The organism is Nannocystis exedens (assembly GCF_002343915.1).
Taxonomy (GTDB): Bacteria; Myxococcota_A; Polyangia; order Nannocystales; family Nannocystaceae; genus Nannocystis; species Nannocystis exedens.
The window spans coordinates 3109101-3131061 of the sequence record NZ_NETK01000001.1 but is presented as its reverse complement, the minus strand read 5'-3'; the positions used below and the strand labels follow the sequence as shown (position 1 = coordinate 3131061).

22 protein-coding genes are annotated in these 21961 nt (G+C 68.5%); 11 read left to right on the top strand and 11 right to left on the bottom strand.

Features of this window, described 5'->3' with window-relative positions:
• Positions 1-575: 575 nt before the first annotated feature.
• A complete protein-coding gene (locus NAEX_RS12210; RefSeq protein ID WP_143141546.1) occupies positions 576-992 on the top strand; it encodes a hypothetical protein in 417 nt (138 codons plus the stop codon).
• Between the two features lie 507 nt (positions 993-1499).
• Here NAEX_RS12210 and NAEX_RS12205 read toward each other — a convergent pair.
• Together NAEX_RS12205 and NAEX_RS12200 are read right to left on the bottom strand one after the other, a co-directional pair.
• A complete protein-coding gene (locus NAEX_RS12205) occupies positions 1500-3830 on the bottom strand; it encodes a S8 family serine peptidase (RefSeq protein ID WP_170135660.1) in 2331 nt (776 codons plus the stop codon).
• Between the two features lie 409 nt (positions 3831-4239).
• The gene (locus NAEX_RS12200; RefSeq protein ID WP_096327678.1) at positions 4240-4809 is read right to left on the bottom strand and encodes a hypothetical protein; all 570 of its coding nucleotides are present in this window, start codon (positions 4807-4809) and stop codon (positions 4240-4242) included.
• Between the two features lie 661 nt (positions 4810-5470).
• On the opposite strand from NAEX_RS12200, the gene NAEX_RS12195 reads away from it, so the two are divergent.
• From NAEX_RS12195 to NAEX_RS47720, 3 genes are all read left to right on the top strand, one after another.
• Positions 5471-6058, top strand: coding sequence for a hypothetical protein (locus NAEX_RS12195; protein ID WP_096327677.1), 588 nt, complete (start codon positions 5471-5473; stop codon positions 6056-6058).
• Between the two features lie 869 nt (positions 6059-6927).
• Positions 6928-7074: a hypothetical protein gene (locus NAEX_RS50065; RefSeq protein WP_170135659.1), complete on the top strand. Its 147-nt coding sequence runs from the start codon at positions 6928-6930 to the stop codon at positions 7072-7074.
• Between the two features lie 292 nt (positions 7075-7366).
• Positions 7367-8062 carry a hypothetical protein gene (locus NAEX_RS47720; protein ID WP_143141547.1) on the top strand — a complete coding sequence of 232 codons (696 nt, stop codon included), beginning with the start codon at positions 7367-7369 and terminating at the stop codon, positions 8060-8062.
• Positions 8063-8154: 92 nt separating this feature from the next.
• Here NAEX_RS47720 and NAEX_RS12185 read toward each other — a convergent pair whose 3' ends face one another.
• Complete coding sequence (locus NAEX_RS12185; RefSeq protein ID WP_096327675.1) at positions 8155-9009, bottom strand: hypothetical protein; 855 nt, start codon at positions 9007-9009, stop codon at positions 8155-8157.
• Between the two features lie 286 nt (positions 9010-9295).
• Here NAEX_RS12185 and NAEX_RS12180 point away from each other — a divergent pair, with 286 nt between their 5' ends.
• The 5 genes from NAEX_RS12180 (at position 9296) to istB (ending at position 13635) form a co-directional block, all read left to right on the top strand.
• On the top strand, positions 9296-9712 hold the full coding sequence (locus tag NAEX_RS12180; RefSeq protein ID WP_143141548.1) for a hypothetical protein: 417 nt from the start codon (positions 9296-9298) through the stop codon (positions 9710-9712).
• 25 nt (positions 9713-9737) lie between these two features.
• Positions 9738-10241 carry a hypothetical protein gene (locus NAEX_RS50060; protein WP_096327673.1) on the top strand — a complete coding sequence of 168 codons (504 nt, stop codon included), beginning with the start codon at positions 9738-9740 and terminating at the stop codon, positions 10239-10241.
• Between the two features lie 784 nt (positions 10242-11025).
• Positions 11026-11385 (top strand): hypothetical protein, encoded by a 360-nt coding sequence (locus NAEX_RS12170; RefSeq protein WP_096326787.1) that lies wholly within the window; start codon positions 11026-11028, stop codon positions 11383-11385.
• A complete protein-coding gene (gene istA / locus NAEX_RS12165; protein WP_096327672.1) occupies positions 11382-12896 on the top strand; it encodes an IS21 family transposase in 1515 nt (504 codons plus the stop codon). Before NAEX_RS12170 ends, istA begins: the two co-directional genes overlap by 4 nt.
• Entirely contained in the window at positions 12880-13635 is a 756-nt protein-coding gene (gene istB / locus NAEX_RS12160; protein WP_096333575.1) for an IS21-like element helper ATPase IstB, read from the top strand. Before istA ends, istB begins: the two co-directional genes overlap by 17 nt.
• 22 nt (positions 13636-13657) lie before the next feature.
• On the opposite strand, the gene NAEX_RS12155 is transcribed toward istB, so the two are convergent.
• From NAEX_RS12155 to NAEX_RS12135, 5 genes are all read right to left on the bottom strand, one after another.
• Positions 13658-14050, bottom strand: a complete 393-nt coding sequence (locus tag NAEX_RS12155) for a hypothetical protein (protein WP_143825570.1) — start codon at positions 14048-14050, stop codon at positions 13658-13660.
• Between the two features lie 55 nt (positions 14051-14105).
• Positions 14106-14444 carry a hypothetical protein gene (locus NAEX_RS12150; protein WP_143825569.1) on the bottom strand — a complete coding sequence of 113 codons (339 nt, stop codon included), beginning with the start codon at positions 14442-14444 and terminating at the stop codon, positions 14106-14108.
• Positions 14445-14789: 345 nt separating this feature from the next.
• Positions 14790-15506 (bottom strand): helix-turn-helix domain-containing protein, encoded by a 717-nt coding sequence (locus NAEX_RS12145; RefSeq protein WP_338042615.1) that lies wholly within the window; start codon positions 15504-15506, stop codon positions 14790-14792.
• An 86-nt stretch (positions 15507-15592) separates the two neighbouring features.
• Positions 15593-16588 (bottom strand): IS3 family transposase, encoded by a 996-nt coding sequence (locus tag NAEX_RS12140; RefSeq protein WP_211302334.1) that lies wholly within the window; start codon positions 16586-16588, stop codon positions 15593-15595.
• Between the two features lie 11 nt (positions 16589-16599).
• Entirely contained in the window at positions 16600-16923 is a 324-nt protein-coding gene (locus NAEX_RS12135) for a transposase (protein ID WP_096325681.1), read from the bottom strand.
• Between the two features lie 289 nt (positions 16924-17212).
• Here NAEX_RS12135 and NAEX_RS12130 point away from each other — a divergent pair, with 289 nt between their 5' ends.
• Positions 17213-18073, top strand: a complete 861-nt coding sequence (locus NAEX_RS12130) for an MBL fold metallo-hydrolase (RefSeq protein WP_096327669.1) — start codon at positions 17213-17215, stop codon at positions 18071-18073.
• Between the two features lie 245 nt (positions 18074-18318).
• Here NAEX_RS12130 and NAEX_RS12120 read toward each other — a convergent pair whose 3' ends face one another.
• Complete coding sequence (locus NAEX_RS12120) at positions 18319-19314, bottom strand: alpha/beta fold hydrolase (RefSeq protein WP_096327667.1); 996 nt, start codon at positions 19312-19314, stop codon at positions 18319-18321.
• Between the two features lie 301 nt (positions 19315-19615).
• Here NAEX_RS12120 and NAEX_RS12115 point away from each other — a divergent pair, with 301 nt between their 5' ends.
• On the top strand, positions 19616-20047 hold the full coding sequence (locus tag NAEX_RS12115) for a 4Fe-4S cluster-binding domain-containing protein (RefSeq protein WP_143141364.1): 432 nt from the start codon (positions 19616-19618) through the stop codon (positions 20045-20047).
• 183 nt (positions 20048-20230) lie between these two features.
• Here NAEX_RS12115 and NAEX_RS12110 read toward each other — a convergent pair whose 3' ends face one another.
• Both NAEX_RS12110 and NAEX_RS54480 read right to left on the bottom strand, forming a co-directional pair.
• Complete coding sequence (locus NAEX_RS12110) at positions 20231-21517, bottom strand: MFS transporter (protein WP_096327665.1); 1287 nt, start codon at positions 21515-21517, stop codon at positions 20231-20233.
• A 166-nt stretch (positions 21518-21683) separates the two neighbouring features.
• On the bottom strand, positions 21684-21887 hold the full coding sequence (locus NAEX_RS54480) for a TraR/DksA family transcriptional regulator (RefSeq protein WP_245913954.1): 204 nt from the start codon (positions 21885-21887) through the stop codon (positions 21684-21686).
• Between the last annotated feature and the right edge of the window lie 74 nt (positions 21888-21961).

Sequence of the window (21961 nt, the reverse complement as noted above, 5' to 3'; positions counted from 1 at the left end):
GACCCGATTCGTCACCCGCTACAACATGCTGACGAGATGGAGGTGAATCGCGCAGTGAATTTTTGGCACTTGTTTTTGCTTATGGGATGCCAGTATATCCGGCAATGGGTCGCTCTGGGCGTCATGGCTCGCTGCTTTCTTCACTCCGTCGTCGCGAAATCGGTCGAGGCTGGGGCCCTGGGGGCGGCGACCAGGCCACCGCTCGCCCCCCGTTCACCCCCGCCATGGTAACGCCATGGCAACGGCGGTCGCCGAGGGCTCCCCCGTAACCCCATGAGATCTTCGAGATCGGCGGTGCGCCAGGATGGTGCGCGGGCTTACGGGGGGCGTTGTGTTCGCGGTGATTCCAGGGCTCGCGTCGCTCGCCGAGGTGGACGTCCTCGCCCTGGCCGCCGTGCCAGCGATCAGCGCCGCAGGCGGGGGATCAGGCGCTCCGCGGGCCCGCTGGACGTGCTGCTCGCCCACCACCCGATCGCCGCGACGTCCGGAGGGCGGCCATGCCGGCGGCCACATCGAGGCCGCCTGGCGCCACGTCGTCGTTGACGACCGCGCGCCCGTCCGGCCACACTGCGCGCGTGGATCTCGACCGCCTCGAAATACAGCTCAAGGGAATCGCTGGCGAGGACCTCATTGCGTTGCGAGCGCAGCTGCTGGCCGCGCTGCAGGCCTGCGCCGCCGACTCGCTGGCCGGACGCGCGATGAGGATCGAGTACGACGACGACGCCGAGCAGTTCTCGATCTTCGAGTACGTGCTCGTGACGCCGGACAACGTCGCTGCCGCGCAGGCCTTCTGCTGCGACCTCGAGCCCGGCGAAGAGATCGGCTGCGACCTCTGGACCCCGTCGCCAGAGTACACGGTGATGGGGATCGACCTCGAATCGTGGCGGCGCTTCCGGGTGAGCGCGCACGAGGCCTTTCGCCGCATCGTGGCCGAGTTTCGCGCGAGTGCGAGGCCAAGACGAGCCCGAGGCTCGATCCCACGGCGTGAATGATGGGGCCGTCCGCAGCGCGGACTCGGTCGAGACGCGCGGCGCGCGGCGCCACGGCGACGACCTCACGCGTCTGCCCGCGAGTAGAGGGCGAGACCACCGAGGCCAGCGACGATGAAGCGGTCGAGCGATGGCGGCGCGGCGAGCTGCTTCGGCTCGGTCATGCGGCGAGCCGCTCCCGCGACCTCGCGCCGGCAAGCTCGGTCCAGTGGAAGGGCGACCGTGAAATGCGGGGTACCCTCAGTACCATCTCACGCTGGACGAGCAACTCTATCTCCTCTCGCGGCGCGGACTGGGGGGCGGATATACCCGATATCGGGACTCACGCATCCATGTCGGAGTAGGTCGACGGACGCCACGCTCAACCCTACCGCTTGGTGTTTGCAGAACGAGGTTTGGCGCGGTCTAGCACACAGGATGTGACGGGAATCGGTCGCCGTGACTCCCCACGACAACCCCTCACCGAGCTTCGATAAGGGAAGCGATAGGGGAGCGTCGTGGGGCTCGCACTCAAGCCGACTGCCTTCGTCGCCGGAGGGCCAGCAGCACGATGCTCCACCAGGCGGCGGAGGCCGGAGTCGTCGTGCAGCCGCATCCACCGTCGTCGACAGCGTCGTTGCCGCCAGCGGTGTCGCTGGCGCCGGCGGTGTCGCTGGCGCCGGCGCCTGTGCTCGTCATCGCCCCGCCGGTGCCGGCGCTCCCCGTCGGCTCGTCCCCGCTCGTGTTGCTCCCGCCCGTCACGACATCGCCGGTCTCGGAGCTGCCGCCGCTGCTGCTGCTCTCGGAACCTCCGCCCATGAAGCACGAGGCCGGGACCTCGCCGGTGACGGCGCCGCCGCCCACCCGCCAGCCCTCGCGCCCGAATTCCACGCGCACCGCGTACGTCGGGTCGTCCGGCGTGAGGACGATCGGGCGCTCGTGCGTCGCCGCGAATTCCGTATCCCAGGTCCCGTCGTAGTCGTCGTCCCAGCGGAAGGTCGGCGACGGCCAGTCGACGTCGAGTACGCGCACCACCGCGGTGCACGTCCCATCGCCCTCCTGCAATTCGACGTCGAGGCCGCGGGTGACGAAATCGGGCCGTGCCGGGGGGTCCGCGTCGTAGAGCGCCTGGTACGCCCGGAGCTTGCCATAGCCCCAGCCGTCGTCCGGGAAGTCGACGACGTCGACGAACTCGTCGACGCCGGCGCTCGCGCGCAGACGGTCGCGGATCTGCGCGCTCGTCAGCCCCGGTTCGGCTTCGAGCAGCTGCGCGACCGCGGCCACGACGACCGGCGCGGCCCCACTGGTCCCGCCCGGCATGGTGTAGTACACCGAGGAGTCAGGCTTGTCGGGCGAAGGCTCGGGCCCATAGGCGTCCCGCGGCGCCGCGATGTCGATCGTCCGACCGCCGTCGATGCGCGGCCCCCGACTCGACCAGGGGCCGAGCTCCCCGGCCGGTACCGTCCACGGCTCCTGGAACTCGTAGCCGCCAACGCTGACGCAGCTGTTCGCGGTCGCAGGGACGCAGATCGTGGTCGTCGGGTCTGGCGCCGGCTGCAGGAAGCGCGTGAACGTGTCCCAGAACGTCATCGGATCGCGGAGGTACGCGTGCACGGTGACGGGCTCCGCCGAGCCGTGCGTGCACTCCAGGGTCCACGCTCCGACGCCGGGGTGCTGCGCGATCGTCGACGTCACCTCCATGAACAGGAGGGAAGTGCCGCCGAGGCTGTTGAACCGTTCGACCGCGACGTTGTTCGTTCCGAACGCCTGGACCGTGTTCGGGACGAGCGCGTGCTCCTGCTCCTGAGGGTTGCGCAACACACATTGGAGCTCGGCGACGGGGTCACGCCAGTGCAACGTGATACGGAAGAACGTGAGCGGACCGGCCGGGACCAAGAATTGGAACGCGGCCGGCATCGCCGATGTCTGCGCGTGCCTCTCGGACGCGGCGAGATTGCCCGCGGTGCACACGTGGACAACCCCTGCGTCACTCGACTCGTCGATCGCCGCCTCGGCAAGCAACGAGCCGTCGAGCTCGTGGCCGCTGTAGGTGTTGTACTCGTGGAGCACGACGTCGACGGCCTCTTCCTGGATGCCCCACGCGTAGGTCTCGATGTAGTCCGCCCAGCCGGACCACGTGAGCCGGGACCCCATGACGATGTCGACGTCGCCGGCCAGCCCCCGGTGCGAGCGGAACAGGCGGTCCTGCCCGCCGGCGAGGATCCCCACCGTCGTGGTGCCGTGCCAGGCGGTGTTATAGGAGAACGCGGGCATCTCGATGAGATCGACGCCGCGGCGCCACACCTCCTCGCCCTGGCGAAAAGCGGCGATCTTCGAGGTCGACAGGAGGAGGACACGCTCGTGAACGTCGATCGTTCCGTCGCCGTTCGCGTCGTCGGGCAGGTACATCGGTTCGCCGTAGCCCGGAGTCGACTCGTCGAACCCGACGCCACGGTCGCGGAGACCGTTGCCGTCGAGGTCGAGATAGAGGTAGTCGACCGACGGGTCGAAGGCCCCGTCCGCGGGGGCCCCCGTGGTCGTGTTGGCGTGGTCGAGCAACGCGATCACCTCGTGCCCCTCGATCTCGAGGTCGGCGTTCAAGTCGATCCCGTCGACGCCCGGTGTGAGAATTTCGTCGCCGTCGACATCGATCCACGGATGGGCCCCGCCGTCAGCGCGGAAGAAGTGAGGGTGGAACAGATCGATCGTCTCGTCCAGGCTCATCACCTTGATTCCGCGGCCGGTGGGCCCGTCGAGCGGCATCGGGCCGTGCGCCTCGACGGCCCACGTCCCCGCCTCGGTGCCCGTGGTATGCGTGGGCGCACCGACGTCCGGCGCGCCGACCTGGACCTCCCATCCCATCGCCGTGAGCATGGCGAGCGCGTTCGCCGGAGCGTCGACGGGGTAGATCGTTCCGACGTGGCGCGGTCGACCGTCATGACCGCGGCGAAAGCGGATGCCCGCGGCCTCGAGCGCCGGTACGGCCCACGACGGATCGCGCAGCCGAATCAGGGCAGCGATGACCCTGCCAGGCGCGCGACGGACGGCGCAGTCAAGGCTCGGACAGTCCATCGCAAAGGCCGGAGCCGCCGACGGGACATCGGTTGCATTCAACTTCGAGAGCGTGATGAGACTCTGCAGAATCAACAACAACATGACCGCACCTGCTATTACGGCGAGCGCTCAGGGCGCCCGAAAGGACAATTGGAACGGGCGAGGATGGCCCCGGTCGTGCCGGAGGACCCGCTCCGGGATCGTGCTCGGCGAGCCGCTACCCGGCGCAGAGGACAACCGTGTATTCGCCGTCGGTGTACTCCGAGCCCTCCACGCGCACGGTGATCTCCTCTGCAGTGAGGGCGACGATCTCGATGGCCCCCTCGACCGCGAACGGGCCGTTGCTCTCACAGGGCGAGTCGACGGAGCTCTGCGACCACAGCTCGGCGTCGAGGTCCGCCGGCGCGTACGAGCCCGGCTGCTGCTCGTCGGGGTTCAGCACGAAGGTCAGCTCCCGGTAGGCTTCGGGGCCACACTCCGGGAAGCCGTACGGCTCGCCACAGGTCCGCGTGAAGTTGGTGATGTCGATCAGGATGTCGTCGGGATTCCCGGGCGGGGGGTCGCCGAACGGAGGGGCGGGTTTCTCGGCGCGGAGGAAGGCGATCGCCGACGGCGTAGAGTCGGCCGGCGCCGCGTCGCTCGTGCCGTCCGTCGCGGAGCTGGAGCCGCTCGTGCCGTCCGTCGCGGAGCCGCTCGTGTCATCCGTCGCCGAGCTGCCGGTGCCCGTGTACTCGCCGAGGTTGCCGTTCGGCGGTTCGCAGCCGGCCGCGCCGAGGACGGCGGTCACGAGCAGAGAGAAGGAGGGGCCGACGATTCGATGATGAGGGAAGGCCATGGCCGTTATTTCCCGGCTCCGTGCAGATCTGTGACGGGAATTGTTTTTTCGACCGCTCGCCTGAGCGCGCCCCGGCGGAACCACGGCGCTGTGTGAGCGGGTAGATCCGGGCCAGCGGGCCGAGCTGGTGACGTGGCCGCCTCATCCAACGATGCAGACATGCCTGACGTCGCCCGCGGAGGCGGGCAACGCGCCGATCGCCCCGTCATGCGCGTTAGCGAGCGCTCTGCTACACTCTGTCGGATGCACCTCATGCGCAAAGCGATGCTCGCGGGTACCGCGACAGCCGTTTGCGTGTAAGCCTTCTCGTCCTTGCCGGCATGATGTGGCTCGCCGGTTGTCCCCTGCCGTGCCCGCGCGCGGGGGGTGGCCCGAGCTGAAGGGCGAAGGGCCGTCCCTACCGCGATCGAGAGTCGGCCCAGCAGTCCTATACCGGGGCAGCGCCCGCACCCGTCTCCTCTTCGCCCTCATCCGCCGTCTTCCCGGGGCTGGCGGGCGGCACGGCGGTTGGGCAAGCGGCTGGCGTCGGGGCCCATGGACCGCCCTTCGCCTGCACCCGCGGCAGCATCTTGCTCCCTCGCGCGAACCCTTGCCGCCCCAACGGTGGGGGTTCTTGCCGACCGAGCAATTCTGGAACCTCGCATCGTTCACCCCGATCGCGTTCGTGTTCTGGCTGCCTCTCGGATTTTTCTATGAATGGATCCTGACCCTCGGATGGCCGTGGTGGCACAACGGGCTTGCGTTCATGGTCCTCGCCACCGTCTGGTCTGGATTGGTCGAGCGAGGGAGCCGAAAATATCTCGCACGGCGACGCTTACGTGCGCTGACCGAAGGGACACTCGATGAGGTGCAGCTCGTCTCGTCATCGGCCGAGCTCGTCCCGTCATCGGCCGAGCTCGTCCCGCAGAAGATGCCGGTCGTCGCCACGCGTGGATTCTGGCACTACGCCTTCGCTAGGCTGTTCGGCCGAGCGAGAGGCGTCGCCTTCAAGCTCTACGAGTTCGTGATCTTCATGGCGTTCTTCTACCCCTCCGCGCTGGTGTGGGTCGGGACATTTTCACTGCTGGTCGTCACCTCGCTCTCCCTGGGTGCATGGCAGCGCCGGCTGCTGCGCCGGGAGCTTGAGGCCGGTACGCAGCCGGGGCCGGCGCTCGAGGAGGCGCCCGGGTCACGCGCCTCGCCGCCTCGCCATAGTGCGTAGGCGCGGCGGCGGAGGCCGGCATTCTCTTCGTGCTCTGCCGCTCCGGCGGTCTCGGTGTCAGGGGACGGCCAGACGGATCCTGGTGGGTTCACCAACTCGTATCCACGGCACGGCACGGCAGTTAGCCGCCGTCCTCGGCAGCGTCAAGGGTCGGCTTCGCCGAAACTCTAACGGGTTCAAGCCCTTGACCCTGCCTCCGGGCGACGGCATTTGTCATGTAAGCCGCTGTGAAATTTGGTGGATCGGACGATCCGTTTGGGTGTCCCGAGCGACCCGTTTGGGTGTCCCCTGACAGTCTCGGCGATGTCAACGACGTGGAAGCCGAGGACCTACGCGCCACCTGCAGCGCGCGCGGACCTGCGCTCCTCGCCCGGGTTCATACGGGTCCAACTCGCTCTATAGCGAGCGCCCTGGACGATGGCCCGCCCTGTTCTCGGCCGGGGGGCCACGCCTGTCGCCCGCTCACCGCGCTCCGAAATGAAAAGTGCGGCCGTCCGCTGGACAATGCTGGCCTTGGGTTCATGTTGATTCATGGAGGATTGACAGATGAAAAGGTACGCAGCTCTTGAAGGCGCTTTCGTTCGTGACCGGATTTGCTGGTGCTCCGTGCATTGCCTCGGCAGAGCCCGGCGACGAGTTCGGCTTGATGAACGCAGATGAGGTCGAGTCAACTGGGGACTGGACGGAGGACCGGCGCGCTGGAGATCATCACGGAGGCACCGGTGGGATGTGGTTCGCGATGTGGTGTGCCCCTGGTGACGTCGCTGTTGGACTCCTCGGCAGGTCTGGAGACGTCGTCGACCGAATCGCCCTCCGCTGCGCGGACGTCTTGGATAACGGTGCGCTAGGCTCACGGTACACGGCCGCGAATGTGGGGGGCAACGGCGGCTTCGACTTCGCGCTCGGGACCCGACGGTGAGCTCGTCGTCGGCGGCGGCTTCAGCGGCGACCTCGACCTCGGTGCCGGACCGCTGGTCGGCGACCACAGCCTGTTCGTCCACCGCCTCAGCCCCTGAGCGCAGAAGGCGGCGACGCCTGGGCCCCTGTTCCCCTTGAGATGGGCGAGCGGGAGGGCGGCGCACGAAGCCGCCCGGCCTGGCGTCGACACGGGGCAGCGCGCATCGGACCGCCACGGCGTGCAGGCCAAGACTCGCCCCCGAGGCAGAAGCGCAGGTGCGACGGGTCCATGCCGGTGCGTATGCGGCGGATCGACGCGTCAGAGGCCGTGCCCTTAGTGGAGCCGGTCCGGCTTCTCGAGCTCAACGGTCGCTGTTGCTGCAATGTCGTAAGCGTCCGATAGACCCCGTCGTGACCCGCTCGTCGGCCACGGGCTACAAGCGGCCCAAGGTCGGCGAGCGAGACCGTGCGGAAGACATCGACGGTGAGGCCCTGCTGAGCGTGCTCTTGCTGGAGGGGCTGCTCTCCGGAAACCGGGACGATGCGGCTCGCGGGCCAGGAGACGAGCAGGCAGAAGTTGCGCAAGTAGACCCAGGGTTCGATGCCGCTACGTCGGGCCTTGAGCACCAGCGCGGCCGTGGACCGTCGGATCGCCCAGATCGAGTCAAATTTGCCCGTGACCGGGATCGCCGGTACCCTCCGCTCATGAGGATTCCACGCGCGGTCCTGTCCCTGCTCCTCCTATTCGGCTGCGATGCCTCCGATCTCGCCGGCGCGGTCCAGACCTGCGAGGAGGACGCGGCGTCAAACCGCACTGCCGGCGAGATGGCGCGCGACTTCCTCACCTTCGTCGAGGGCGCACCCGCGCTCGACGCCTATCAACGCTATCTCGTGGCAATGGCGCGCGAGCTCGACGGGTCCAGGCCCTTCGTGTGGCCCAAGATTGACTGCGAGGGGAGCCACGACGGTTCCCAGTGCTGGAGCGTGACCTGCACCTGTCACAACGTCCGCTCGTGCAATATGCTCGCGGAATGGTGTAATGCCGTCGAGGCGGAGGAGCACGGCATGTCCTGCACGCGCGCGGAGAGCCGCGGCTGCGAGAAATAGCCCGGCTCGCAGGCGCCGTACCCCGGTCGTCGGCCAAGGCTATCCAGGCCCTGGTGACGCTAGCGCGGCGGTCGCTACCCGCCGGCGTCGATTCACATCACCGTGATGCAGGCGCCGACGTACCCGTCCTGCGGCGGCTCGATCCCGCCCACATACTGGCAGATCTTGCTGCCCGGGCACGGATCCGGATCATGCTGAGCGTTACACATCTGTGTGCAACAAGATTCCGAGGCCTCGGGGTCACATTCAGCCACGGCGATCACCGGCACGCACATCAGGCCGGCCGCACACGCTGCGATCCCGTCCTGGACGCAGGCCTCGTAGGCCCCGGGAAGGCCGTCCTGCGGTGGCAGACACTGCGGCGACGATTCGATCACGAAGCACTGATTGCCGCCGTCGCAGCCGGCGTGGCTCAGTGGATTGCAGTTGTTGCCGCTGCAGTCGGGCTCGCAGTCGGGCTGCCCGTCACACACCTCGTCGTCGTCGACGAGGCCGTCGCCGCAATTGGCGGTTCGGCAGTCGCCGTTGATACAGGCCTGCCCGGGCGCGCAGTCGCTGTCCTCCGCGCAGAGATAGCAGGCGGGCTCGTCGGGGTTGGCGTCGTGCATCTCCTCCCAGCCGTGGACGCAGGCCTGGATGCACTGCTCGATCGATTCGGGCGGTCCGTCCCAGCAGGTGCCTTCGGGGCCGATGCTGGCCTGCGCCGTGGGCTGTTCGGCCGGACTGACGACGGCGAGGCAGTCGAGGTAGTGATCGCAGGCCTCGCGCGTCGGCGCCGGACCGCCGGTGGTCGGATCGGCGTCGGTGCCGCCGATGCCGGTGGCCCCATCGGTCCCGTTGCCGTTGGAATTCCCGCCGTCGCCCGAGACGTTTGTGGAGCTCTCGTCATTGGACGCGCCCGACCCGTGGGTTTCGAGCGGGTCGCTGTCGCTACATGCAGTCGTCATGAGGATGAGCGTCGCTGCAGCGGATTGCCAACGAGATATGTGCATCACGCCGGATGGTATCGGCGCCGCGGACGGCGTTCAAGTCGCGCCCAGCGGGGGACATCCGCCCCACGGGGCTCAGTAGCGAGCGCCGGCTGTGGGGCTCGCCACACGTCGGGCCGCTGTCAGGTCCCGAGGCCACCGGAACGTTGTATGCCGTGGCAGCGCGCCTGCCGCCCCGGAGGGGCAGAAAATTTCACCGGCGCAGTGACACGCACCGCCGCGAGGGGTGTTATGGGTCGACACCATGAAGACCTCGCTGACGTCCATGAGATTACCCTCTATCGCCTGGATGACGGCGCTGCTGCTGTGTGCGTGCACGGAGCTGGATACTCCGCTCCTCGAGCGCGTCGTGCGGATCGCGCCGGACGCCGCCGAAGTCGACGAGTTTCTCGGTTGCAAGGGGGGGGGCGTGCTCAACACCACCGGTGGCGACGGGTGGGCGCTGCGCATCGAGCGTGAGTGGGACGGTGAGTGGTCGACTCGGTACCGCGTGTTCGCGATCACGGACGAGGGGGAGAAGACGGCCGTGCTCGTCGACCATACCATCGACGAGGATTTCCTCGCCGGCGAGGACGAGCTCGTGCTGCCGTTCTCGGCGCGAGGGGTGAGCTACGAGCTGCGGGTGAGCGTCGACGGCGACGGACAATTCGATTGCGGTTAGCGGCCGACAAGACCGGTTCTTCTGGTTGAGCCACGACTTCGCCAACAACCAGGGCACGTCCAACATCTTCGCGCATCCGCTCGACTTCGAGGCGGACGGCGGCGAGATCATCTTCTCGCTCCCGAACGGGATGCAGGGGTACATGATCGTCGACGCCGCCGGCAGCCGCTGGCTGGCCGTCACCGGGCTCGGCCCCGATGGCAATCACCTGTGGGTCATGGAGGTGCGACCTGTTCGGCTGCACGCTCGCGGGCGGCTGCACGCGTTGACGGGGCCACGTCGCAGGACGTACCGTGACGCATGCTCCGTCATGAACCTTCGGGAGGCGGTGGCGTTGGCGGCGCTTGTGTGCGGGTGCACGAGACACCAGCAGGCAAAGGCGCAGGCACAGGCACAAGAGCCGGCGTCAGTGCCGGTGCCAGTGCAGGAACAAGAGCCGGAGCCGGTGCCGGGACGGATCACATGCCGGATCGATGGGAGCCGGCTGGAGACGACGCTGTCTCGCTGGGCGGGGCGACCTCGACGATGATGCGACCAGCGCGGTGAGGTCAATGAACTGACCAGAGTCTGTTCGAGGCGCCGCTCAGTGGGCATGTCGTATCAGGGCGGGGGTCTACGACGCGGCGAGGCCGCTCGGAGGACCTCCAAATTGCGAGCGAAGAACGCATTGATGACCCGTTGCGGCTCGCGCTCGTAGATCGCTGTCGACGCCGGCCGAAATCCGAGGCGCAGCGCCGATGAGGCGTCAACGGTCAGCGGATGAGGATCAAGCAGCGCGTCAAGTTTTCGGCGAACGCTGGCGGGTCGGGTAAAGGGAGCGTGGCCGCCAAAAAGGTGAGCGCTGAGAGGTAGCGACTCTCAGCGCTCGGTGTCGTAGCCAGCCGTACCCCAAAAGGACAGCCAACAAAGAAGCGACGGCAGGAGGGTACGGCGAGGGCTCGGGGAAGTCCAGCGGAGTGCGTGGCCGGGCACGTGGTCGATCGAGGACGAGAGCCAGCGACTGTTCAACTGCGGGAGGTGCCGGCGGCAGGTTTCGGTGTGCCGGGCCTGCGACCGCGGGCAGCGGTACTGCGGGAAGGACTGCGCGGCCCAGCAGCGGCTTGTGTCGGTGCGGGCGGCGAGGCGGCGGTACGCGCGGAGCATGCACGGCCGGCGGATGCACGCGAGGGCCGAGGCGAGGCGGCGCGCCGAGCGGCGGATGAAGATCGTGATGGATCACGGTCTAGCCACATCGGAGCCGGCGCCGATGCTCGACGAGCAGGTGGCCGAGGCCGGCGTGGTGCTGGTCGCCATCTGCGGAGACGAGGACGATCGTGAGTCAATCGAGATGGAGAGCCCTGCTGCGGGTCTGCGAGCCGGACCTGCAGATCCTGGTGATCGACGGCGAGGGGGATCGGCTGAAGGCCCGGCTGCCGCTGCACAGCGAGCACCCGCGGGCGCTGATGACGGTGCTGGAGGGGCTGGCGATGTGGCAGGGCCAGCGGCTCGGCGCTGTGCAGTATGTGGACGCGAGGGGTCCGGATTACATCGACTGGGCGTTTCCCAACGCGGATCTTCGCGGGCACCGCAGCCCGCTCGTGGATTTTTCCACGCGGGTGCACGGCGGCGCACGGAGACGGATCCGCGGCGTCGGTGACTTCCGGCAGCTGCGCCTTCTCGGAGGTGACGTGTGAAGACGCGGCCCGAAACCGAGGCGGAGATCGCCCGCCTGCATCACGCGGAGGGCTGGCCGATCGGGACGATCGCCGAGCAGCTCGGCGTGCACACGAGCGTCGTGACGCGCGTGCTCGGCCAGGCCGGCGTGGTGCCGGCGGTGACGATGCCGCGACCGTCGAAGGCCGACCCGTACCTGCCATTCATCCGCGAAACGCTGGAGAGGTACCCGCGGCTGCGCGCGAGCCGGCTGCTGCAGATGGTGCAGGCACGCGGGTACACGGGGAAGTGCTCGCGCTTCCGCGAGATCGTCGCGACGATGCGGCCGCGGCCGAAGGCCGAAGCGTACCTGCGCCTTGCGACCTTGCCCGGAGAACAGGGGCAGGTCGACTGGGCGCACTTCGGCAAGCTGCGGGTCGGCCGGGCGGAGCGGCCGCTGATGGCCTTCGTCATGGTGCTGAGCTGGTCGCGGATGATGCACCTGCACTTCTTCCTCGACGCGCGGATGCCGAGCTTCCTGCGCGGCCACCAGCTGGCCTTCGAGACATTCGGCGGCGTGCCGCGCGAGCTCCTGTACGACAACCTCAAGAGCGCGGTGCTCGAGCGCGTCGGCGACGCGATCCGCTTCAACGAGACGCTGCTGCGGCTGGCCGGTCATTACCGATTCGCGCCCAAGCCGTGCGCGCCGGCGCGGGGCAACGAGAAGGGGCGCGTGGAGCGGCGGATCCGCTACATCCGCGACAACTTCTTCGCCGCGCGCACGTACGCCGATCTGGACGACCTCAATGTCCAGGCCGCCGACTGGTGCGCGCGGATCGCTGCCGCGCGCCCGTGCCCGGAGGATCGCGCGCGGACGGTCGGCGATGCCTTCGCCGAGGAGCGGGCGCGGCTGATGCCGCTGTCCGAGACGCGCTTTCCGTGCGACGAGGTCGTGCCCGTGCACGTCGGCAAGACGCCGTACGTGCGCTTCGACCTCAACGACTACTCGGTGCCGCACACCCACGTGCGCCGGCAGCTCGCGGTGGTCGCCGACCCGGACACCGTGCGGATCGTCGACGGCACCGCTGTCGTCGCTACGCACGCGCGTGCCTGGGGCCGCGACGAACGCGTCGAGGATCCCGCGCACATCGAGGCGCTCATCGCCGACAAGCGCGCCGCGCATCATCACCGCGGCATGGACCGCCTGCAGCACGCCGCGCCGCACAGCCGCGGCTTCCTGCATCGCTGCGCCGAGCGCGGGCAGAACCTCGGCAACGTGACCTGGCAGCTCGGGCGTCTGCTCGACCAGTACGGCGCCGCGGAGCTCGACGCCGCGCTCGCCGAGGCCAACGCCCGCGAGCTCGTCCATCCGCCGAGCGTGCGCCAGCTGCTCGAAAGGCGGCGCGCCGACGAAGGGCGGCCCGCGCCGCTGTCCGCCGAGGTACCCACGAACCCGCGGCTGCGCGACGTCGTCGTGAGGCCGCACGCGCTCGACCTGTACGACCGGCTGCGTCCGAAGGATGAGGAGGGTGACGATGGCTCTCGCACCTGACGATGCCCTGCGAAGGCGCGCTCTGGGTCTCGGCCTGCATGGCTTGTACGCACGCTGGGATGAGGTCGTCCGCGAGCCGTGGCTGCGCACCGTCCTCGACATCGAGGAGCACGAGCGAAAGCGTCGCAGCCTCGAGCGCCGCATGCTCGCCGCCAAGCTGACCGCGATGAAGCCGATCGCCGACTACGACTGGAAGCACCCGAAGCTCGACCGCGCCCTCGTCGACGAACTCTTCGAGCTCGGCTTCATCCGCGAAGCCGTCAACGTCGTCTTCCTCGGCCCCAACGGCGTCGGCAAGACCATGCTCGCGCAAAACCTCGCCCACCACGCCGTCCTGCAGGGCTACACCGCCCGCTTCACGACCGCCTCCGCGATGCTCGGTGACCTCGCCGCGCAGGACGGCGCCGCCGCGCTGCGCCGTCGCCTGCACCGTTACGTCAAGCCCGCGCTGCTCGTCGTCGACGAGCTCGGCTACCTGCCCTACAGCAACCGCTACGCCGACCTGCTCTTCGAGGTCGTCTCCCAGCGATACACCAAGGCGCCGGTCGTGATCACCACCAATCGGCCCTTCAGCGAGTGGGCCGCCGTCTTCCACAGCGCCTCCTGCGTCGGCACCCTCCTCGATCGCCTCTGCCACAAGGTCGAGATCGTCGAGATCGCCGGCGAATCCTGGCGCCTCAAGGAAGCCAACGAACGCACCTCCCGTCGCCGTAGCCGTCCGCCAAAACCCCCAGGCTGACCGCCCGCAGCCAGCTCCCGCATCACGTCCACGCCGGCGCTGTGCGCCGGCGATTTGCGTCGGCGTCCGACACCGGCGCTACCCACCGGCGCCGGACACCGGCGCTACGCTGCGGATCGTGGCCGGCGACAACAATCGCGAGGAGGGGGCGCAATAGCTCGGCGATTCCCTTGTCGAGCACGAGGTGTTCGCCATCGGCTGTGCGGGTGACGAGGCCGACGCCCTCCAGGCTCCCAGAGCCGGCGTGGGTGACGCGTATGACGAACGCGCTGCTCGCGTGGACGTCGTCGAGCGACCAAGCGCGATCGGGCTGCCTCGCCATGAGCAGCAGGACCTCGAGCGCTTCGATCCGGCGTACGCCGCGCTCCACGAGGTGGAGGATTGCGTCCGTGACAGGATCCGCCACTTTCTTCAAAGCCTCATGACACGTGGGCAGCGCTGCGAGGGAAAGAGCCGCGTGGTCTTGGAGGTCACGAGCCCACCGACCCGCCGATCCCATGGGCGAGCACGGAGGCGAGCGCGGTCAACAAGACCACGGTCATCGCGTAGCGTCGCCAGTGCTCCAGAGTGGCGGGCTCGCCGCTGGCCGTCTTTCCGGCCCAGCGCATGATATCGACCCTTCGAGCGACGATCGTCAGTGCGACGGTGAGCCAGACGACGCCGTCGAGCACCGAGGGGAACTCCTCCCCGTTCATGGAGATCACCGCCAGCGACGCGTAGACAATCGCGTTGCCGATGAGCATCCAAAACAGTCGGAGTGCGCAGCCCGCCGGAGCAGGTGCGTGGTCGGGGATATTCTGTTGTTGCACGGGTTCGCCTCCGCAGCCGCACACGGCGGCATGCGAAATGGCGGCCCGACCATTTCAACACTCACTCGACAATTAAGTGAGCTAAATCCTGCTCCCGACGAACCGAACGCCGGTGCACCCTTGCCTGAGAACTATATCGTGGGAGCCGCGACGGCTGACAAGAAAAAATTGTGCAGTGTCTTTCGTGTATGCATCGTCGGGCAGTGATGCTCGAGGCCGCTGGCGCGGCCAGACCTTGGGCGCCAAGGCCGCAGCGGGCTCAGGCATCATGCTGCCACCGGTGGGTCTCGCCACGCGCCGAGCGCCGAGTCCAACCCCTGGCCCTCGCCAGCCCTTCGCGCCTTGCTACTCGAGCGCTTGCGCACCCTCAGTCACTAGAATAGGAAGCGAGGGCGTGGACGCTTGCGTGTCCGCGCGGGGACCGGAACGCAGGAGCGCGCGGGGAGTGGCTCCCGTCAGCGCCTTGAACTCGGTGATGAGGTGGGACTGGTCGTAATAGCCGGTTGCCACCGCGATGGCGCCCCAGTCGGACGTGGTGGCTCGCCGCCACGCCCGCACCGCGCGCTGGAACCGTACGAGGCGCGCGAACTCCTTGGGGCCGAGGCCGACCACCTCCTCGAAGGCCCGGCGAAGGTGCCGGGTGCTGATATCCAGCGCGCGCGCGAGGGCGTCGACGCGCGGCAGCTCCGGCGCCTGGGTGACGAGCCGGACGGCGCGCCGCACGAGATACGCGCTCGCAGGCTCGAACACCTCACCGTCCTGGAGGCGTTTCGTGAGCGCTTCTTCGACGATGTCGACCCTCGCGGCCACCGTGGGGGCCTCCGCGAGCCTCTCGCACAGGCGCCGGCAGTCGCCGCCCCAGAGCGAGTCGAGGGGCACGACGCGATCGGTGAGCTCGGACATCGGCACGCCGAAGAACGGGTAGGCGCCCCCGGGCTTGAAGCGGACGATGAGCGTCCGCGGCGGCACGAGGTCGGCGGGCTTTCGCAGCGCGCTCAAGCGTGTGCCGATGGCGTGGATGGACGAGAAGCGGACCACCAGATCCACCTGACCGTCCGGCAGCCGAACGTGCGAGCCCCCGTCGGGTCCGCCCGAGGCAACCCGGAACTGTATTGGCTCAGCGTGAATGCAACCGAGGGAGGTGCGGCTTACGGACTTGCGGGTGGGCAGGTCTGGTTGGGATGATGGTGGGTTTGGTGTCGGCGAGCAAGTTCTCGGCGTTGACGGCGGAGCTCTCGAGCGGCCTCGAGTTTGCGGTCGCGTTCGACGAAGATCGCAGCTTCGCGGCCGGCGAGCTTGTCGACCGGCGCAATGTAGCCGATGGCACTGTGGAGGCGGCGGGCGTTGTAGTGCTCGACGAAGTCGGCGGTGACGCGACGGGCCTCGTCGATCGTCGATGGCGCTGCGGGCCGTAAGGCCGTGGACTTGAAGGTTTTGTGCCAGCGTTCGAGCTTGCCGTTGGACTGCGGGTAGCCGGGTGAGATCCGGACGTGGGTCATGCCGGCGACGCGGATGAACTCCTTGAAATCGCGGGCGATGAACTGGGGGCCGTTGTCGGTGACGATGCGGGGCCGCGCCCCGGGGAACAGCTCCCGGGCGCGCTGCAGGATGCACTCGACGTCTCGTTCGGTCATCGACTCGCGGAGATCCCAGTGGACGATGTAACGGCTGTAGCCGTCGAGCACGCTGCACAGGTAGTAGAACGTGCCGGCGAGGTTGATGTAGGCGATGTCGACGTGCCAGTGGCGGTGCGGGCCGTCAGGCTGCTGGAAGCCAGTGCCCTTCTTCGAAGGACCGCGCTGCCAGCGATCGAGGCGGCCAGCGGCGCTCAGGACTCGGTAGACGGTCGCCGGGCTGACGGCGACGATGTCCTGGTCGAGCATCATGTAGGTCAGCCGTCGGTAGCCCTCGAGTGGGTGCTTGTCGAAGAAGTCGAGGATCGCCTGGCGCTCGGCGTCGAGGATCCAGTGGTCGCGCGGGATCTTCCCGTTGTGCTCGTTGGCCTTGCCGTACCGCTCGCGCCAGCGCGTCAGCTGCGACCGCTGGATCCCCAGCCACCCCGCGAAGCGGGCCGGCGCCAGCTCGGTCTTCTCCGACCAGTCGGTGACGAAGTCGATCACCTCGTCCCGCGTCTCATGGGGCACCCAGCGGCCGTTCAGAGCTCCCCAAGCTCTTTTTTTAGGTCAACCAGCGCCTCCGACAGCTCGGCGATCACCGCGTCCTTCTTGACCAGCTTCGCCTCGAGGTGCTCCACCTTCTCGCCGAGCTCGCGCTTGACCGTCTCCGCCGGCGTCGTGCGAGATTCGACGAACACCTGCGGCGCGCGCTCAAATAGCGCCCGCTGCCAGCCGTAGAACACGCTGGGCTGCAGCTTGTACTTCTCGCACAGGTCCGACACGGGCACCTTGTCGAGGTGGTGCTCTCGCAGGATCTTGGATTTCTGCTCGGGGGTGAAGTGTCGGCGTTCTTGCTTCTTCATGCGGGCCTCCTGGCCACGCCTCTCCTCTACCAAAACTCAGGCCCGTTGCGGGCCAGCCGAGGCAGTACAGAACGACTCCACGAAGCGCGACAGCTCGCGCCTCGGCTCGAGGTGGATGGCCGAGACAGTCACGGCCCAAGCATGGGGCATCGCTGCAGCGGCTTCAACCCGCAGCGGCGTGGGCCTGCCCGCGGATGGCCGATTTCTCCAATCGCTCCCCACCGGGCACGTCTACTTTGAGGCGCATGAAAATCACACATGCCCGTCGCGTCCGGGCGGGGAGCTGACCATGCGGGTTCATCACCTCAACTGCGGAACTCTGTGCCCCGCCAGCGCGCGCTTCGTCCTGGGAGAGGGGAGCCTTTTCGCGCGCGCCCAGCTCGTGTGCCACTGCCTGGTGCTGGAGACGGAGCAGGGCCTCGTCCTGGTCGACACGGGGCTTGGCACGCACGACATCCAGGATCCGCGCCGCCTGGGACCTGGGTTCATCCGGCGCAACGCGCCCCGGCTCGATCCGCGAGAGACCGCCGTGGCTCAGGTCGAGCGGCTAGGTTTCAAGCGCGAAGATGTGCGCCACATCATTCCCACGCACCTGGACCTCGATCATGTCGGCGGCCTGTCGGACTTCCCCGCCGCCGAGGTGCACGTCTTCCGCGACGAGTTCGCGGCGGCGATGCAACCCGTCGGCCGCAGCAAGAAGTTCGGCTATCGGCCGCAGCAGTGGGCGCACGGGCCGCGCTGGACCCCCCATGCGGTGAACGGCGAGCGCTGGTTCGGCTTCGAGGCCGTGCGCCCACTCCCGGGCCTCGGCGACGACGTGCTGCTCGTGCCGCTCGTGGGCCACTCGGAAGGGCACTGCGGGATCGCGGTGAAGACGGACGGTGGCTGGCTGCTCCACGCGGGAGACGCGTATTTCAACCACCGAGAGATCGACCCGGTGGCGCCCCGCAGCCCGTTCGGACTGGCACTCTTCCAGCGACTCCGGTCAGCGGACAACGCGGCCCGCGTCGCCAACCAGGGCCGCCTGCGAGAGCTCGTTCGCGACCACTCGCGTGACGTGAGCGTATTCTCCTCGCACTGCGCGACCGAGTTCCGACGCCATGCGGCGAGCCACCCCGTCGCCCGGCTGGCCTCGAGTCTGGTGAGCTGACGGGGGCTATCTTCTGTCGGTTGCACGCCTCGGGGAGCAGCTCGGCGACGCGCCGCTGTGCAGGGAGATCGCCATCGGCCGCTCCCCGAGCCATTCGATGTCACCGGGCTGTTCTTCGGCGCGACCCAGCCCGGGCCGTTCGCGCCTGAGCTCGACGACATCGGGGCGGACGGGCCGAACCTCCACATTCGACATCAAGGCCCGTCGCTCGGCGCTGCGGCGGAGGCTGCGGGTGACTGAACCCCTCAACGTGCGACGCTGTCAACGAGCTCGTTCAAGAGTTGCGCGACCTGTTCGGCGTGTTCTCGCCGCGTGAGCAGCGACATGTGGCTCGCCCCCTCGATCGTCACGTGCCTGCCGTGCTTGGAGAGGCCCGCCATCTCCGCGTGCAACTGGTGATTCAGCGCGAGGATGTCGGCGGTCATTCCTTCCATCGGCTCCGTCCCGCTGACGACGACGACCGGCCGTTCGCCGAGGGAGATGTTGGACCGCGCGGCGGCCATGGTCGTGTCCCAGGCGGCGAACTCCTTCTGCGAGGCTCGCACGTGCGTCGCCGCCGAGGTGAACATGCACCCGGCTCGGTAGTCGTCGGCGGGCAACCCAGCGTGGAGTCGTCCGAGCGGGTTTGCCAACCGCAGGAGGCCGACGTACGTCAGCTCCGCGGCGACCGACAGCACCCTGACGACGCGCTCGTGCGCCTCGCGGGCCTCGGGCGGGAACCGTTCCAGCTGATCGGGGTGTGACGGCTCGATGAAGCCGAGCGCGACCACGTCGTCGGGGTAATGGGTGGCGAAGATCCGGATCAGCGGGCCTCCGAGCGAGTGGCCGACGAGGACATACGGTCCGTGCTCACCGGCGTTCCGCAGGAGCGTGTGCAGACGCCTGGCCGCGGCGACGCCGTCGTGAGGGGTTGCATCTTCGCTCCAACCGAGCCCGGCGCGGTCGTACGAGCAGACGCGGGTGTGTTCGGCCACCTTCGGCTGGATCCACGCCCACGCCTGGGCGAAGCCGAACGCCCCGGCTTCGAGGATGACGGTCGGCCCGCCCTCGCCAGTGCAGTAAAGGTGCATCGAGACATTGTTCACGGTGACGTGGCGGCCAGGCGCATGCACGGCGTGGCGATCCAGCGCTTGTCCGATCTGCTGGTAACTCGCGCCGAGCAGCGCGAGCCCCGCGAGCACCATCAGGGTGCCGAAAAAGAGCTTTCGGAGCCGGTGGAAGAGCGAGGACGCAAGGGCCATGACTTCCGAACAAGCATGCAGAATGGAAGGGCGCCGATCGAGACGCGGCGCCCGGCGGCTTGCGGAGCGGCGCCGTTGTTAACGGCTCTTTATCTGACTTCGGAGACAGGTGAGAGAGCGAGGCGCCAGTACTTCAGCCCTCCAGGCTTGCCGTGGGAGGCGCGCTCCGTGCCAGCTCGACGCAAAAACAGTCCCCGCCTCGATGCTGCACTCGACGTCGAGCGTGTCCCCGTGTGCAGAGACAATCTCTCGCACGGGTCGAAGAGATCTGCAGGCGCGCGCGCGGACGATCCAGATGGCGATGAATCCGCACCCCGCCGGTCAGATTGACCTCAACGTGCCGCTCGAGGTCGGGGTGGAGCGGCGCGGGCTGCAGCACAAGTACCGCCCGACGGCGCTGTTCTTCCCGGCGCAGGGTCAGACCTGCCACGCGTACTGCACCTACTGCTTCCGCTGGGCCCAGTTCGTCGGCCTCGACGACCTCAAGTTCGCGGCCCGCGAGGCCGAGACGCTGGTCGACTACCTCGCGCGCCACCGCGAGGTCAGCGACGTGCTGTTCACCGGCGGCGACCCGCTGGTCATGCGCGCGAGCGTGCTGCGGCGCTACGTCGAGCCGCTCCTGCGCGCCGACCTGCCGCACCTCGCCCACATCCGCTTCGGCACCAAGGCGCTGGCCTACTGGCCGGCGCGGCTCCTCACCGATCCGGACGCCGCCGCGCGCGGGTCCGCCTGAACATGCTCGCCGACGCACCCGCGGACGCGTGAGGCTCCGCAAGGCGTATCTCCTGGGTGCGCTCCCAGGCGCCGATGGAGACCTGTCTTTTTAGACATGCAAGCGCGCGGCGGCGTACTCGTCGCCGCGCTCGCCCGTCGACCGCCGCCGCAGGGCGCCCCCCGCTCGCCTCGCCTCGCCAGCTCAGCCGGCCGCAGGGTCGGCGACCTGTTCATGCCTCGCGGACGGGGCTTCGGGTGGGCGTGCTGAGAGCGCGAGCACGAGGACGGGTAGGCACATGGACGCGAATATGATGAGGGCAGGCAGGTAGGAGCGCGTGAGCTCGAAGCTGACGCCCGTCACCAGCGTGCCGAGGCCGGTGCCGATGACCGCGATGCGGGTCACCGAGCTGCGGATCGCCCCGTGGTGGCGCCTGCCGAAGTAACGCGCGAGTGCCGTGGAGGCGCAGGCGGCGACGGTCGAATTGCCGACGCCCAGCGAAACAATGGCGAGGACTGCCGTGAACCGCGACGAGACGACCGCAAAGGACAGGCTCGACAGCGCGAGCACAGCCATGGCGACGGGGAGCAGCCGACGCGGGCTCACCCGGTCGGCAAGCATGCCGGCAGGCAGGGCCCAGGCACCCATGATGCCACTCCACGCGCTGACGGCGACGGCGGCGTCGGCCGGCGTGAGAGCGCGTTCAGCGAGGATTGGCTGGATGTCGAAGATCATCGCGGTGCCGATCAGCGGTGGAACGAAGGTGGCGGCGACCAGCGTCCAGTAGGAGCGCGTGCGCATGGCCTCGGCCAGGGTGAAGCCAGGCTCCGAGGACAGCGCGGCCGCTCCGGCGGTCGCAGCCTCCGGTGCAGGTCGATCGCCGTCAAGCGCATGGCCGACGTCTTCCGGGCGGTTCTTGACCAATAGGTACGCGGCCGGGATCACGGCGACGGCGATCATCACGCCGAACAGGCCGTAGGTCTGCCGCCAGCCGATGGTTTCGATCAGGTACAGCGCGAGCTGCGGCGCCAGCACCCACACGCCGAACACCGCGACCTGCATGACGCCGTGGATCGATCCGAGGCGCCGGTGGAACCACATCGCTAGCGCGTGCTGGCTGACCACTGACAACGTGCCAGCGGTGAACAATCGGAGCGCGAAGAAGCCGAGAAACACGGTCAGCAAATTGACGGCGCTGCTCATGACGAGGCACGCGAGGCCAGCGGCCGCGCCCGACACGGCGAGCATGTGGCGGGGCCCGAGCCGGTCCGTCCACTGGCCGATCACGACCAGCGGCAGGGCCGCGGTCAGCGTGGCGAGCGTATAGGCGCCGTTGAGCGCCAATTCGCCGATGTCGAACGTCGCACGGAGCGGGGCGTTGAGCTGCGAGAGCAGGAAGGTCTGTCCCGGCGCCGAGGCGATCGATGCCACCGCGGCGACGGCGACGACGGTGTAGCCTGGGAACCAGCGAATCGACGGTGCGTCGGGCACTCGCGAGACTATAGATGGCCTCGCTCCGGTTCACCATGCGCGGGAGCGGTGATGGTCCTCGCGCCGGTCCTTCGGGTCTCGCTGCAGCGGCCATGCTCGACCGCTCGAAGCGCGAGTCGCGGAGAGTCCTCGCCGTCGAAGTCCATAGCGACGTCTTGTCGCACCTTCAGCGGGTTGCCGCCTCGCGCGCGCAAGCGATGCACGAGGTCGCCGCGGGATCGAGCTCGAGCCGCGCTGCCGCAATCTCCTCGCCACACCCCACGCACTCGCCGTACTCCCCGCGCTCGAGCCGCAGCAGCGCCGCGTCGATGCGTTGCAGCTCGACCACGCGCTTGCGTTCGGCGGCCTGCGCGAGGGCCTGGTGCTGCATCGCGTCGACGCGCGAGAGCCGACCGACGCTCTGCTGGTCGAGCTCGACCGGACGGCGCGTCTTGAGCGACAGCT

Excerpts from the sequence above, each read along its gene's own strand:
- NAEX_RS12205 (WP_170135660.1), bottom strand. The coding sequence starts at position 3,830 with ATGGGATGGGAGGTCCAGGTCGGCGCGCCGGACGTCGGTGCGCCCACG.
- NAEX_RS50065 (WP_170135659.1), top strand. The coding sequence starts at position 6,928 with ATGTGGGGGGCAACGGCGGCTTCGACTTCGCGCTCGGGACCCGACGGT.
- NAEX_RS12185 (WP_096327675.1), bottom strand. The coding sequence starts at position 9,009 with ATGACGACTGCATGTAGCGACAGCGACCCGCTCGAAACCCACGGGTCG.
- NAEX_RS12180 (WP_143141548.1), top strand. The coding sequence starts at position 9,296 with ATGAAGACCTCGCTGACGTCCATGAGATTACCCTCTATCGCCTGGATG.
- istB (WP_096333575.1), top strand. The coding sequence starts at position 12,880 with ATGGCTCTCGCACCTGACGATGCCCTGCGAAGGCGCGCTCTGGGTCTC.
- NAEX_RS12135 (WP_096325681.1), bottom strand. The coding sequence starts at position 16,923 with ATGAAGAAGCAAGAACGCCGACACTTCACCCCCGAGCAGAAATCCAAG.
- NAEX_RS12130 (WP_096327669.1), top strand. The coding sequence starts at position 17,213 with ATGCGGGTTCATCACCTCAACTGCGGAACTCTGTGCCCCGCCAGCGCG.
- NAEX_RS12120 (WP_096327667.1), bottom strand. The coding sequence starts at position 19,314 with ATGGCCCTTGCGTCCTCGCTCTTCCACCGGCTCCGAAAGCTCTTTTTC.
- NAEX_RS12115 (WP_143141364.1), top strand. The coding sequence starts at position 19,616 with ATGAATCCGCACCCCGCCGGTCAGATTGACCTCAACGTGCCGCTCGAG.
- NAEX_RS54480 (WP_245913954.1), bottom strand. The coding sequence starts at position 21,887 with ATGCAGCACCAGGCCCTCGCGCAGGCCGCCGAACGCAAGCGCGTGGTC.